Annotated in this window: 13 protein-coding genes; 6 read left to right on the top strand and 7 right to left on the bottom strand. The window is 58.2% G+C overall.

What is annotated here, in order from left to right; genetic code table 11:
• Genes DW349_RS08890 through imuA form a run of 3 tightly spaced genes read right to left on the bottom strand, consistent with a single transcriptional unit; the run spans position 1 to position 5,233 of the window.
• Positions 1–3,162, bottom strand: coding sequence for an error-prone DNA polymerase (locus tag DW349_RS08890; RefSeq protein WP_108127107.1), 3,162 nt, complete (start codon positions 3,160–3,162; stop codon positions 1–3).
• On the bottom strand, positions 3,159–4,586 hold the full coding sequence (locus DW349_RS08885; protein ID WP_108127109.1) for a Y-family DNA polymerase: 1,428 nt from the start codon (positions 4,584–4,586) through the stop codon (positions 3,159–3,161). The genes DW349_RS08890 and DW349_RS08885 overlap by 4 nt, the downstream gene beginning before the upstream one ends.
• A complete protein-coding gene (imuA, locus tag DW349_RS08880; RefSeq protein ID WP_108127111.1) occupies positions 4,583–5,233 on the bottom strand; it encodes a translesion DNA synthesis-associated protein ImuA in 651 nt (216 codons plus the stop codon). The genes DW349_RS08885 and imuA overlap by 4 nt, the downstream gene beginning before the upstream one ends.
• A gap of 106 nt (positions 5,234–5,339) precedes the next feature.
• Between imuA and DW349_RS08875 the strand changes: the two genes are divergently transcribed.
• The 6 genes from DW349_RS08875 to DW349_RS08850 are packed head-to-tail and all read left to right on the top strand — an operon-like array spanning position 5,340 to position 9,145.
• The gene (locus DW349_RS08875) at positions 5,340–6,125 is read left to right on the top strand and encodes a CLCA_X family protein (protein ID WP_108127113.1); all 786 of its coding nucleotides are present in this window, start codon (positions 5,340–5,342) and stop codon (positions 6,123–6,125) included.
• Between the two features lie 60 nt (positions 6,126–6,185).
• Complete coding sequence (locus tag DW349_RS08870; protein WP_108127115.1) at positions 6,186–6,530, top strand: metalloregulator ArsR/SmtB family transcription factor; 345 nt, start codon at positions 6,186–6,188, stop codon at positions 6,528–6,530.
• Positions 6,527–6,994 (top strand): arsenate reductase ArsC, encoded by a 468-nt coding sequence (locus DW349_RS08865; RefSeq protein ID WP_108127117.1) that lies wholly within the window; start codon positions 6,527–6,529, stop codon positions 6,992–6,994. Before DW349_RS08870 ends, DW349_RS08865 begins: the two co-directional genes overlap by 4 nt.
• Complete coding sequence (gene arsH, locus DW349_RS08860; protein WP_108127119.1) at positions 6,991–7,734, top strand: arsenical resistance protein ArsH; 744 nt, start codon at positions 6,991–6,993, stop codon at positions 7,732–7,734. The genes DW349_RS08865 and arsH overlap by 4 nt, the downstream gene beginning before the upstream one ends.
• Entirely contained in the window at positions 7,734–8,756 is a 1,023-nt protein-coding gene (gene arsB, locus DW349_RS08855; protein WP_108127121.1) for an ACR3 family arsenite efflux transporter, read from the top strand. The genes arsH and arsB overlap by 1 nt, the downstream gene beginning before the upstream one ends.
• Before the next feature lie 2 nt (positions 8,757–8,758).
• Positions 8,759–9,145: a GNAT family N-acetyltransferase gene (locus tag DW349_RS08850; RefSeq protein WP_232819378.1), complete on the top strand. Its 387-nt coding sequence runs from the start codon at positions 8,759–8,761 to the stop codon at positions 9,143–9,145.
• A gap of 123 nt (positions 9,146–9,268) precedes the next feature.
• Here the strand turns inward: DW349_RS08850 and DW349_RS08845 are convergent, their stop codons facing one another.
• The 4 genes from DW349_RS08845 to DW349_RS08830 all read right to left on the bottom strand — a co-directional run bounded on the left by DW349_RS08845 (position 9,269) and on the right by DW349_RS08830 (position 12,582).
• Complete coding sequence (locus DW349_RS08845) at positions 9,269–9,820, bottom strand: hypothetical protein (RefSeq protein WP_157954444.1); 552 nt, start codon at positions 9,818–9,820, stop codon at positions 9,269–9,271.
• Between the two features lie 202 nt (positions 9,821–10,022).
• Positions 10,023–10,721 (bottom strand): hypothetical protein, encoded by a 699-nt coding sequence (locus DW349_RS08840; RefSeq protein WP_108127125.1) that lies wholly within the window; start codon positions 10,719–10,721, stop codon positions 10,023–10,025.
• Between the two features lie 65 nt (positions 10,722–10,786).
• Positions 10,787–11,443 (bottom strand): response regulator, encoded by a 657-nt coding sequence (locus DW349_RS08835; protein WP_198650567.1) that lies wholly within the window; start codon positions 11,441–11,443, stop codon positions 10,787–10,789.
• Positions 11,440–12,582: a sensor histidine kinase gene (locus DW349_RS08830; protein ID WP_108127127.1), complete on the bottom strand. Its 1,143-nt coding sequence runs from the start codon at positions 12,580–12,582 to the stop codon at positions 11,440–11,442. The genes DW349_RS08835 and DW349_RS08830 overlap by 4 nt, the downstream gene beginning before the upstream one ends.
• Positions 12,583–12,627: the final 45 nt, after the last annotated feature.

The raw sequence follows: 12,627 nt of genomic DNA, 5'->3' as shown, positions 1-12,627 counted from the left end.
TCAATGGTAGTCGCGCGAGCGAATGCGCAGTTCGACCTCGGCGTCGAGCGCCTCCAGCCGGTCGGCCAGCACATGAATCACGTCGTTATCGAAGGCTTTCTCCAGCGTGCCGCTGACGCGGATCAGACTGCGCGTGGTCAGCACTTTCAGTGACGACTGCGCCAACGACAGCCGCACAATGACGTTGATGTTGCCGGTGTCGTCTTCCAGCGTCACAAAGGTAATGCGGGTTGATGTCTTGGGCATTTGCCGGTTGGTGACCAGGCCCAGCACCTGCACTGGCAAACGGACATGATCCGGCAACGGCAAGCCGTGTTGCTCGGCCAGCCGCTGTAGCCGCGCCTGTTCGGCTTCGGCCAGCACCAGTAACTGGTCGGCCGGGCAACTGACGGGTAACTGGCCGCGTTCGCGCAGCAGTCGTACCGGGTGCGGTCCCAGTGTCAGACCCTGGCTGTGATAATCCTCGGCCAGGTTATCCAGCGCATCGGGCGCGGGCAGGGTGTAGGAATCGGCTTCGGTACGGGTGTCGAAGGCGTCTTTCAACAACGGCGCTTGCAGATTCAAAGCGGCACTTTCCCAACGCGCCTGATGGCGGTGTTCCACCAGGCTGTGAAAGGCGTCGGCGGCGGCCAGTGCATCCAGATCACGCCGGGTCAGGCCGGGAACACCTTCCAGTTGCCGCAAATGCCGGTAGCCGCCCTCGGGCCGTTGCGCCACAAGCGCCAGAGCGGCGTTGTCGCTGAGTCGTTTCACCCGGCGCAACCCCAGCCGGATTGCCCAGCCTTCATTGGCAGGTTCCAACGTTGAATCCCAGTCGCTGGCGTTGATGTCGACCGGCCGCACTTCAACGCCGTGCCGACGCACGTCCTGCACCAGTTGCGACGCCGAATAAAAGCCCATCGGCAGGCTGTTCAGCAGCGCGCAACAAAAGGCCGCCGGGTGGTAATGCTTCAGCCAGGCGGAGACGTAAGCAATCATCGCGAAGCCGGTGGCATGCGACTCGGGAAAACCGTATTCGCCGAAACCTTCAATCTGCCGGTTGATGCGCTGAATGAACTCTTCGCTGTAGCCGTTGGCGCGCATATTCGCTTGAAGTTTGCCGCGTAAGTCACTGATATGTCCGGTTTTTTTCCAGCTCGCCATGGAAGACCTCAGGGTGTTGGCTTCGTCGGCGGTGAAGTTCGCTGCCTTTTGCGCGAGGGAGATAACCTGCTCCTGGAAAATAGGAATGCCCAGGGTGCGCTTGAGGATGTCTTCCAGTGCCGCATTGGGATAATCCACTTTCTCCTGGCCGAGCCGTCGGCGCAGGTAGGGATGCACCATGTCGCCGTGAATCGGCCCCGGCCGGACGATGGCGACCTGAACTACGAGGTCGTAGAACTGCTTCGGTTTCAGCCGCGGCAACATGCTCATCTGAGCGCGCGATTCAATCTGGAACACACCAATGGTGTCGGCGCGTTGAATCATGGCGTAGACGTCGGCGTCGTTGCGGTTGATGTTCTGCAAGCGAATGGCTTCGCCCTGGTGCTGGCGAATCAGATCCAGCGTCTTGCGTACGGCCGTCAACATGCCTAGCGCCAGCACATCGACTTTCATCAGGCCGACGGCTTCGAGATCGTCTTTGTCCCATTGGATAACGGTGCGGTCGGCCATGGTGGCGTTTTCGATGGGCACATAGTCAGCAATGCGCTGATCGGTCAGCACAAAACCACCGACGTGCTGCGACAGATGGCGCGGAAACCCAAGAATTGCGGCCAGCAATCGTTTAAACACTGCAATCTGCTGCGCCGACAGGCCCAGGCCGGTGTCCTGCACTAATTCGTCGATCCAATTCTTAGAGCGATAGCGCCAGCCGTAGTTGGCAAGGCGTCGTTCCAGTTGCGCCAGATCCAGCCCCAGCGCCCGGCCGACGTCGCGCACCGCGCTTTTGGGCCGGTAGCTGATCACAGTCGCGGCCAGCGCGGCGCGTTTGCGGCCGTAGCGGCGATACAGGTACTGAATGACTTCCTCGCGGCGTTCGTGTTCGAAGTCGACATCGATGTCTGGCGGCTCGTGCCGGCCGCTGGAGATAAAACGCTCGAACACCAGCTTGCCGGCCACCGGATCGACCTCGGTGATGCCCAGGCAATAACAGACCGCCGAATTGGCCGCCGAACCACGCCCCTGGCACAAAATACCCTGAGAGCGGGCAAAACGAACGATGTCGTAGACGGTGAGAAAATAGTGCTCGTAACCTTTCTCCCGGATCAGTGCCAATTCGGTATCGAGCTGACGCTCAAACGCTTCGGTGGTGCCTTGCGGATGCCGTCGTCTGGCGCCCTGGCGCACCAGCAGACGCAGATATTCCGGCGCGCTGAACTGGCCCGGCACCAGATCGCTGGGGTAGCTGTAACTCAACTCACTCAGATCGAAACGGCAACGATCGGCAATAACCATCGTCTGTGCCAGCAAGTCGGCCGGGTAAAGCGAGCGCAGCTTATTGAAAGAGCGCAGATGGTTTTCGGCGTTGGGTTTCAGTTCCGGCCAGATCTGGTCCAGCGACTGACGATGACGAATAGCGGTAAGGGCGTCTTGCAGTTCCTTGCGTTCGGGCCGATGCATCAATACCGCATTGGCACAAACGGCCGGAATACCGGCCTGGCTTGCCAGATTACAGGCGCGCTCGGCGCGCTTGAAAGCACCTTCGTCGAGCAGGTTTTCAACCAGTACCCAGCAGCGGTCGGGAAAGTCTTTTTGGAAACCGTGTAGACGTTTCAGGTCGTCCGGATGCCCACTGGGCTGCCACAGGCAAAGGCAATCATCGAGTTGCTGTTCGAAGTCAGCCCGCTGGATGCGGTAATCACCTTTGTCACTGCGCCGTCTCGCCCGAGTGATCAGTTGGCACAACTGAGCGTAGCCAGCCCGGTTGGTTGCCAGCAGTACCAAAAGCTGGTCGTCGAAGCGGAATTCGCTGCCGATGATCAGTTGCAGCGACACCCGCTTGTCTTTGATCGGTCGCCAGGCTTTGACCACGCCGGCGACTGAGCATTCATCGGTAATCGCCAGTGCGCGGTAACCCAGCTCGGCGGCGCGTAACACCAGTTCGTCTGGATGCGAGGCGCCGCGCAGGAAGCTGTGGTTGGTCAGGCAGTGCAGTTCGGCGTAATCGAAAGGCGCACTCATGCGAACACCCCCTCGCAGTGCCAACGGCCCTGGTGGTCACGGCTGATCCAGTGGCAACTGCGGCTGGGTAAATGCCAGGCGCGGTAATAATCGCGCTGGAAGCCGTCTGCTTGCACCCAGGCGGGCAGGGCGATGCGCTCCGGGCCGCTGAGCAGTTGGTAATCGTCGCGCTCGACTGCTTTAGGCTGCGGCAACAGCAAGGCCGGCTGAGCACGCGGGAATATCGGCGCGGCCGGCGGTAAATCGCCAGGATTGAGCAAAGGGCTAGCATGCAGTGGTCGCCAATCGGCACCGGCGCTGGGTTGCTGAATGGCCGTCGCGCCCAGCTTGGAGGTCAGCAGCGACAGCAACCGCTGGGCATCGGCCTGTGGCCGGGTGTCGCCCAATAAATCGCCCTCGGTACCGCCGTATTCGATCAGCGCCTCGGCGCGCAGTCGAATTGCCAACACGGCTTCGGGTAACGTCAGACGCTCCAACGCCAACGCGACCAGCAGTTGCCAGGCGTCCTGCCCGACGGCAGCGCTGGTCAACCGAACTGGAACGCGGGTCGGCGGTGCTTCTCGATGTTCCAGCTCCAACTGCAACTCGCTGGTGCTCAGCTGACACGCGGCCAGATAGGCTTCCAAAGCGTGCAGCAGGCGTTTGATCGGGAAGATCAGCGCTTCGGCCGAGTCGACCTCGTGCCACAGTTCCAGGCGCTCATTGAAACGGGGCGGTAGCACAAAGCGCTCGCCCAGCACTCGTGGCTGTTCCAGCGCGTTCAGGTGGTTGATCAAAGCCACACCAAAGCGATAGCCCAGTTCCGAGCGCGGCGCACGGCGCAGTTGTGCCAGATTTTTCAAACCCATGGCGGCCAGCGCCTGGACATCGCGCGGTTCCAGCGGCAACGCCAGACGCTCGACCGGCAACGCCGCCAAACGGTCACGTTCACCGTCGCGATCCAGCTCACGCCAGTTTCGCTGCGTTTCGGCCAGCAACCGGGCGCTCAACGGGGTGTGGCCGAGTGATAACTGATAACGATGGCCGCTGCGCTGCAACGCCGCCTCCAGCGCATCGAGCAACACCTGCGGGCTGCCGTGCCAGCGCAGCATGGAACCGATTTCCAGACACAGCCCGAGCGGCGGGCACAGCCGAATATCTGCGCAGTGGCGATAGCACAACACCGCCAAACGGCGCAGTTGCTGGCTTTCCAGCGTGGCGTCGTATGGCGCTTGTAGCACTGTTTCAACCAGACAATAGGCGGTACGCAACGTCATGCCCGGTTGCACGCCTTGTGCCTGAGCGACGGCGTTACACTGGCGCACGCTGCGGCCGTCGGTATCGGTCAGAAAGGCGGCTTGCGTCTGGGCTGCCTCGCCAAAGCGGGCTTCCAGTGCCAGCAGCGGAAAATGCAGATAGAGCCAAAGCGGCGTGGTTTCTGTCATAAGGATGAGCCTGGCCGCGCCCGATTGAGCGGCAAACTGAGTCGCGCCTCGGCGCCGGGCCAGCCGCCGCGCCGTTTTAATACCCGACAACGCACCTGCTCGGCCTGATCCGGCTCAATCGCCAGGCGCAGCGCCGCCATGGAGGCCTGATGTTGGCGCGCAGTCGGCCGCAACAGAAACAGCGGCACATCGCTTTTCTCGGCCGCCAGTTGCAAGCGACGCAAACGCCGCGAGTCGAGTACATCGACCCAAGCCACCACGGCATGACTGCCGCCGGTACTGAGGCTTTGCTCCAGTGTCCAGCACAGCTCGGCTTCGCTGGACGTCTGGCACAGCAATAAGCGATCGAGCCGCAGTCCCCAATGCGCCAACGCCGAGCCATGTGGACGAAAAGGCGCGTTGCACCAGATTTGCCAACGGCTGTCGCTCTGGCTCAGTTGCGCCAAGGCGGGCAACAAAACGCGCAACTCGCCCTGTCCGGATGCCGGATAGAAGAGCTCGGTCACCGCCGCTGACGGCCAGCCGCCGCCGGGTAAAATTGCATCCAGAGCGGCTTGGCCGGTTGGCAGCGTCGGGATCTGCGTCTGCCGCCAGTGCTGGCCGGACCAGAGGTCACCGCGTTCGGTCAGAGTGGTCAGTAACGACATAAAACGGCACAAATTACTGTATATAAATACAGTATAATGTCGGCGTTTTACTTTGCCAGTTGGCACACGTCAGAATTTGTAACGGGGTTTTGGAGCTGGTTTTTGCATGAGTCAAACAGGCTGGAAACGTAACGGTCCGGATCATCGTCAGGGCCAGGCAGTGGGCTTTGCCGAGGTGCGCCGGCGTTTCGATTTTCGCTCGGTGCGGCTCGGCCGCTGGGTGACAACGGACGAACGCGACCGCGCGGCCAGCGCCTTTTACGATGCTCTGTGCGACCTGATGCTGATTCTCGGCGGCAATGAAACCCTGATCGGCCTGCGCGGCACGCTGTCGTTAGAGTACGGCCTGGGCGGGCAGTTGGGCGTGGTGGCGCATTATCAGCCGGCCAGTCGAGCCTTTGCGCTGGCCAAAAACGCCGGGCCGGGCAGCATCGCACATGAATGGTTTCATGCCTTCGATCACTACATTGCCGACAAGGCCTTTATCGATCCGCCACCAAGCCAGATGGGTTCCCGCGCCTGGCTGGACAGCCGGCCGCCGCAGCCGCACGCGCTCAACGAACGTCTGTTTCGCTGCTATCAGGCCGTCATGCTGGACGACAGCGGCCAGCAACCCAGCGCTTTATTTCGAGCCTCCACCCAAGCGGACAGAGAACGACATCAGCTCTATTACAGCCAACCGGAAGAACTCTGCGCCCGGGCATTCGAAGCGTTTGTTGAAGACGCGACCATCAAGAATCGCTTTCTGGTGCAGGGCAGTCGTTCATCGGCCGAAGCCAGGGCAGGGCTTTACCCAGGCGGGGCAGAGCGCCAACGCTGCAACCAGGCCTTCGCCGATTATTTCCAGGCGTTGGGTCGGGCACTGAAACAGAACCCAACGTCCGGCGCTTAAAAGCATTGACATACGAAATTCCATATATATGGTTATCCGCATGTGACGCGGAGCCGAACGATGGAAACACCAGTACCGTTTTTTAAATCCCTCGCCGACGACACTCGCCTGAAAGCCCTGTTGCTGATCAGTCAGGCGGGCGAGCTGTGTGTCTGTGACATCCAGGATGCGCTGGCATTGAGCCAGCCCAAGGTGTCACGCCATCTGGCCGAGCTGCGCAAAAGCGGACTGGTTGCCGATGAGCGGCGTGGAAAATGGGTCTATTACCGAATCAATCCGGCGCTGCCGGACTGGGCTAAATCGATATTGACGCTGACAGCCGACCACAACGCCGACTACCTGCCAATTGCCGATCAATCCGTAGATTGCTGCCCAGAACCGCTGCAACCGAGTGAACCCGCATGAAAATTCTCTTTATCTGCACCCACAACCGCTGTCGCAGCATTTTGTGCGAAGCCATCAGCCAGGCGAGGGCGGGCGGGTGCATCGAAGCGCGCAGCGCTGGCAGTCAACCAGCTGGCGAAGTCCACCCATTAACGCTGCGCTATCTGGCCGAAGCGGGTTATCCGACGGATCAACTGCGCAGCCAATCCTGGGATGATTTCGAGGATTTCGCGCCGGATCTGGTGATCACCGTGTGCGACAGCGCCGCCGGCGAAAGTTGCCCGGTCTGGTTTGGTCGCGCACTGAAAGTGCACTGGGGCCTAGAAGATCCGTCCAAACAGGAAGGAACAGACGCCGAGAAAGCCGACGCTTTCCGCGCCACCATCGCATTGATCGAACAACGCGTTGACGCCCTGGCTCAGCTGGATTCGCTGAATCGCGCCGACTGGCCTGCTGCCTTGACTCAACTGGGAGCCAAACCATGAGTCCGACTGAGCAACCCATAAACCTGGCTGATTTACCCAATCTGGACGCCGAACAATTTCAGCGCCCCAGTGCCAATCGGTTTCAAACGGCGCTCTCCGATCGGCCGCCGCGTTTTCTGTTGTTGTACGGGTCGTTGCGTGAACGGTCGTTCAGTCGTCTGGTTATCGAAGAAAGCGCCCGTCTACTGCAAAGCATGGGTGCGCAGGTGCGTATTTTTGACCCACAGGGTCTGCCATTGCCCGATGAAAGCTCAGTAGAACACCCGAAAGTGCAGCAATTGCGCGACTGGGTGCAATGGTCGGACGGTCAAGTCTGGTGTTCGCCGGAACGCCATGGCGCCATGACTGGCGTGTTCAAGAGCCAGATTGACTGGATTCCGTTGTCGCTCGGCGCCATTCGTCCGACTCAGGGAAAAACACTGGCGGTGATGCAGGTCTGCGGCGGTTCTCAATCGTTCAACGTGGTGAATCAACTGCGTGTGCTGGGCCGCTGGATGCGCATGGTGACGATTCCGAACCAATCGTCGGTACCCAAGGTGTGGCAAGAGTTCGATGAGGCAGGGCGCATGAAACCGTCGAGTTATTACCACCGCATCGTCGACGTTATGGAAGAGCTGGTGAAGTTCACGCTGCTGACGCGCGACCAGGGCGATTTCCTGCTCGATCGTTATTCCGAGCGTGTCGAAAGCGCCGAAGCTCTGATGCAACGGGTTAATCAACCGGCACAGGCGTCCTCCTGATGGGACGATTTGAACGTTATCTGTCTGTCTGGGTCGGCCTGAGTATTCTGCTTGGGCTGGCGTTGGGCAGCGTGTTTCCGGCGTGGTTTGCGCAATTGGCGACGCTGGACATCGCCCGGGTCAATCTGGTCATCGCTGTGCTGATCTGGTTGATGATCTACCCGATGATGATTGAGATCGACCTCGGCACCCTGAAATCCGTCGGCCAGCAGCCCAAAGGGCTGGTGCTGACCCTGGTAATTAACTGGCTGATCAAGCCGTTCACCATGGCCGCCCTGGGCTGGCTGTTTTTTCGTTGGGTGTTTGTTGATTGGGTTGATCCACAGTCGGCCACCGAATACATCGCCGGCATGATCCTGCTGGGCGCCGCGCCCTGTACCGCCATGGTGTTTGTCTGGAGCCAACTGACCCGAGGCAACGCTAACTACACCCTGGTGCAGGTGACACTCAACGACCTGATTCTGATCGTCGCCTACGCACCGCTAACGGCCTGGCTGCTCGGCATCAACGATGTTTCAGTACCCTGGGAAACCCTGGGGTTGTCGGTATTGTTGTACGTTGTGTTGCCGGTTATCGCCGGCGTATTAACGCGCCGCTGGCTACTGACACTGGAAGATACCCGACGCCAGAGGTTCACACGACGCTTAAAACCCGGCTCCATTTTCGGCTTGTTGCTTACCGTCTTATTGCTGTTCGGCCTGCAAGCACCGACTGTTCTGGAACAGCCGCTGATGATCGTTTTGATCGCCATACCGCTGTTGCTGCAAACCTACGGCGTCTTTGCACTGGCTTACGGCATGGCTCGTGCACTGAAATTGCCGTACGCCATCGCCGCACCGGCGTGCATGATCGGCACATCCAACTTTTTCGAGCTGGCCGTGGCCGTCGCCATTGCCTTATTCGGTCTGGATTCTGGTGCCGCCCTGGCGACCGTCGTTGGTGTATTGGTGGAAGTGCCGGTGATGTTGTCGTTGGTCGGGTTCAGTAATCGCACCCGCCATTGGTTTGAAAAGGTCGAGTAGAAATGCCCTCAGACAGTGCAATCCGTCATTTCCGGCCAGCCCAGAATGGCGATGTTTTGGCTATTACCGAGATCTACAACGAAGGCATCGCCTCCGGTTTAGGCACCTTCGAAACCCGCCTGCGCGAACCCAGTGAAATTGAAGCCTGGTTACCGACTATCGAACGTTATCCGCTGTGGGTAGCCACGCTGGATAATCAGGTTGTCGGTTTTGCGCGCTTGTCGTCCTATCGCGACCGGCCCTGTTACGACGGCATCGCCGAATTCTCGATTTACCTGAAGAAGAGTGCCCAAGGGCAGGGGATTGGCCGCGAACTGCTAACCGCCCTGTTAGCGGCAGCGACTGACGCCGGTTTTCACAAGGTGTTTGTCTCGTATCTTCACTTTTAACGCGGCCAGCCGGGCGCTGTCGCGTAAAGTCGGGTTCCGGGAGGTAGGCGTCTACGAGCGCCATGGCCAGTTAAACGGACAATGGCTGGACGTCGTTATCGTCGAGTATTTGACCGGCAAACCTTAAAAAGCCTGCGATTCCATGAATAACTGATGGAACTGCAGTTCATTCCAGGCCGCTTCAAATGATGCAGCCTCGATGTTTTGCACCCACCATTCACCGGTATCGGCATACTGCATTTCCAGACGAATTTCATCGACGCCTCGGAAACGCTGAGACAGAGCCAACCAGTCAGACTCGCTAAACAGATAAATCAGATTATTGGGTTTGTGTTCGACGTATTCCTGCGCCAGATCGGCCACATCGATGCTGGCCACATCACCAAAGGTAATGCGCAGATGATTGGCTAAGGTGACGTCGGCGAAACGGTGAAAAGTCAGAACGTTTTCCGTCGTATCTGGATTTTGGTAGATCGTCAGGTAATAGGTCTTATCGGTGGGCACTTTCAACAAGGAACAGTACGAAGCACCTTCTTCACAATCTAATTCCCATGGATCGTTAATGGCCTGAGCCTGAGAAAAGTTCTGTTGCTCAGCGGCAGAATCCGTTGCAGCACAACCGACCATTAAAACGGCCATCACTAACGCGATAAACATCATTACTGCACGCATCATCTGAAAGGGTTCCTCGACTGCATCAAAGGCCACCATAGCAAAGGGAAGCCACAAAGGTCAGGTACCAGTGAGCGATCAAGCTGATGGCGATTTAGAGATAGATAAAACACATGTCGGCTTGAGGGTAGTTTAGATAGATTCATTATTTCCTGTAATCTTTATTACAGGATAAAATATATAGACCTGGTTTCAGGCCTTTAGATCAGTCCACCGACAAGAATTCACTCGCTGGGCGTTTCAGATGCGCTTCATTCCAGACCAGGTCTTCAATAAAGCGTTCACGCAATAACCCGGCTTTGGTGACATCCGGTTCACGCTGGTACCACTGATACGCAATCCTACAAGCCGTTGCCAGGCTGCGTTCTTCGGCTGCACGAGCCAGATACGCTTCGATGGCCGCCAGTAAATGAGTTTGTGACCAGTCGGCAAGTTCCGCCTCGATGGCCTCAGCACGTTGTGCCTGGGCGTCGGCTTCTAGCTGAGCCACTAAATCCGGCAGATGGAATTCCAACGCGGCGCTTAGCGTGCTGTGTTGGCCTGCCTGAGCCAATTGTTTCAGCCATTGATGCGCCTGGCCGCTGAGGGTCAGATTGACGGGGCCTTGATTGGTTCGCTTTTCGCGTCGGCGACGACGTCGTGCCGAAAGCGTTTTACGCAGCCGATCCCAATCGCCGCGTTCAAGCGCATCGTTCAGCATCGCCTGCAAATCATCACAATGGCCCTGGCCGGGTTCTTCGACGTTACGGAACAGACGCAGTTGTTCTTTGAAATGGGCCAGACCCAGTTGATGAATTGGGTGTTTGTTGGCGACTAACCAACTGGGTTGCGCGAGTTGATAATCGAGCCAGTCGAGGGCATCGAACCAATCGTCAGTGCCGATGCGAAAGCGAGGTCTGGGCATAAATGTCTACAAGGTAGATTATTTAAGCCCAGTATCCATGGCTTGGAAGTGAAATCAAGCGGGGTTTAGATCAGTCCCAGTTCAAGCGCTTTAAGCACGGCCCGGGTGCGATCACGCACGTTCATTTTGGCGAGAATATTGGAGACGTGGTTCTTAATGGTGCCTTCCGATTTAAAAATGGCGCGGGAAATTTCCTTGTTGCTGTAACCACCGGCCATCAATCGCAAAATTTCGATCTCACGCTGCGTCAGTGGTTCCTGAATCGGCTCTTTGTCGATTTTGGAATCGCCGGTGAGTTCGGTGTAGCCACGCATGACGCGCTCGGTCACGGCGGGCTGAATCAGGGTTTCGCCGCGATGAACGGCCTCAATGGCTTCAACCAGACTTTCCAGTGAGACGTCTTTGAGCAGGAACCCTCGTGCTCCGGCGCGAATGCCGTTCAGGACCAGTTCGTGATCGTCAAAGGTGGTCAGAATAATCACCGGTGGAGTGCCTGGCTGAGCGGCCAGTCGTTGCGTGGTTTCAATGCCGTCTAAACGCGGCATGCGGATATCCATCAATACAACGTCGGGTTGGCAGTTGGGAATGCGTTCCAGTGCTTCTTCGCCGTCACTGGCTTCTCCGACGATGTCGATGTGACCCGCCAGCTGCAATAAGGATTTGATGCCTTCGCGCACCAGGGTTTGGTCATCCACCAGCATGACCTTGATGGATTGGCTCATATAGCCTCCGCAACAGGAATGGAAATGTTCAGTGCAAAACCGCTTTGAGTTGCGATGTGCAGCTGACCACTGAGTGCTTCGATGCGTTCGCGCATGCCGCGCAACCCATCGCCTTCTTCAAAGAAACCGCCCTGGCAACCGCCGTTGTCGGCAATAAAGAGCTGAATGTCGTTCGGACCTTTCCGACTGCTGATGGTCATGCGGCTGGCATTACCGTGTTTGAGCGTATTGGTGATGGCTTCCTGAATGCAGCGAAACAAGGCTTCTGCCACTTCCACATCGGCGACGCTGGCTGTCGGGTCCAGGTCCAGTTCGATGCGCAATCGCGGTACTTGCGACACCAGCGCTTCCAGCGCCTCTTTCAGACGAATGCTCGAATCGCCGCGCATCTGGTGCACGGTCTCACGCACGTCCGACAACAGGCCTCGGGCCAGTTCGTGCGTCTCCCCTACTCGCTCGCGGGTTTCATCCTGAGTGGTGTGCGTCAGATATTGCAGCTTGAGAATCAGCGCCGTGAGTTTGTGGCCCAGGCCGTCGTGCAGATCGCGCGCAATACGAATGCGCTCGGTTTGTTTGGCGGATTCTTCCAGCAGCGCCTGAGTTGCGAGCAACTCCCGGTTCAGCGCCGACACCTGGTCGCGCGCTTCCTGTTCCTGGATGACACGCTGACTCATCAGCATGGCGAAGGCATGGAATGCAGCGACCATCGTCCAGCGCAATACCGGATCTTCGATGTCCCAGGCCCAGAAGGTGAATCCAAAGTCGATGCCGATCAGCACCGTGAGTCCGATCAAAGCGCCCTGACGGGAGAAAAAGAACGGCAATTGCGCGGCCAGCGCCACGCTGAGAATGGCGATGACGCCGGTTTGTGTCTCGAACCGAATGCCGATAACGGCGATGAATTGCGCCATATAGGCCAACTGACGAATGCGCAGATCAAAGCGTTCGTACTGAGCGTCGCGCGATGAAAAGTAAAAACCGACGATATAGACCAGCAAACCCGCCACAATCAGCAGCAGACGTATTTTTCCCTGTGGCGAATCCGCCGGTTCACTGCTGAGCGTCAGATAACACACCACCGCCCAGGCGAGATAACCAATGGCCCCTTCAAGTGTTTGCACCAGCACATTGCGGTACACAGGAATCCCCTCTCGTTATGTGCTCAATTCGCGTTTAAACGAACG

The sequence above is a fragment of the Saccharospirillum mangrovi genome, from assembly GCF_003367315.1.
In the GTDB taxonomy this organism is placed as follows: domain Bacteria; phylum Pseudomonadota; class Gammaproteobacteria; order Pseudomonadales; family Natronospirillaceae; genus Saccharospirillum; species Saccharospirillum mangrovi.
The sequence above is the reverse complement of the archived record's forward strand: the minus strand, read 5'-3'. Positions and strand labels throughout refer to the sequence as shown.

Coding starts and splice junctions, on each gene's coding strand:
- DW349_RS08885 (WP_108127109.1), bottom strand. CDS start 4,586: ATGACAGAAACCACGCCGCTTTGGCTCTATCTGCATTTTCCGCTGCTG.
- DW349_RS08840 (WP_108127125.1), bottom strand. CDS start 10,721: ATGCCCAGACCTCGCTTTCGCATCGGCACTGACGATTGGTTCGATGCC.
- arsH (WP_108127119.1), top strand. CDS start 6,991: ATGAGTCCGACTGAGCAACCCATAAACCTGGCTGATTTACCCAATCTG.
- DW349_RS08845 (WP_157954444.1), bottom strand. CDS start 9,820: ATGATGCGTGCAGTAATGATGTTTATCGCGTTAGTGATGGCCGTTTTA.
- imuA (WP_108127111.1), bottom strand. CDS start 5,233: ATGTCGTTACTGACCACTCTGACCGAACGCGGTGACCTCTGGTCCGGC.
- DW349_RS08870 (WP_108127115.1), top strand. CDS start 6,186: ATGGAAACACCAGTACCGTTTTTTAAATCCCTCGCCGACGACACTCGC.
- DW349_RS08865 (WP_108127117.1), top strand. CDS start 6,527: ATGAAAATTCTCTTTATCTGCACCCACAACCGCTGTCGCAGCATTTTG.
- DW349_RS08890 (WP_108127107.1), bottom strand. CDS start 3,162: ATGAGTGCGCCTTTCGATTACGCCGAACTGCACTGCCTGACCAACCAC.
- arsB (WP_108127121.1), top strand. CDS start 7,734: ATGGGACGATTTGAACGTTATCTGTCTGTCTGGGTCGGCCTGAGTATT.
- DW349_RS08835 (WP_198650567.1), bottom strand. CDS start 11,443: ATGAGCCAATCCATCAAGGTCATGCTGGTGGATGACCAAACCCTGGTG.
- DW349_RS08875 (WP_108127113.1), top strand. CDS start 5,340: ATGAGTCAAACAGGCTGGAAACGTAACGGTCCGGATCATCGTCAGGGC.
- DW349_RS08850 (WP_232819378.1), top strand. CDS start 8,759: ATGCCCTCAGACAGTGCAATCCGTCATTTCCGGCCAGCCCAGAATGGC.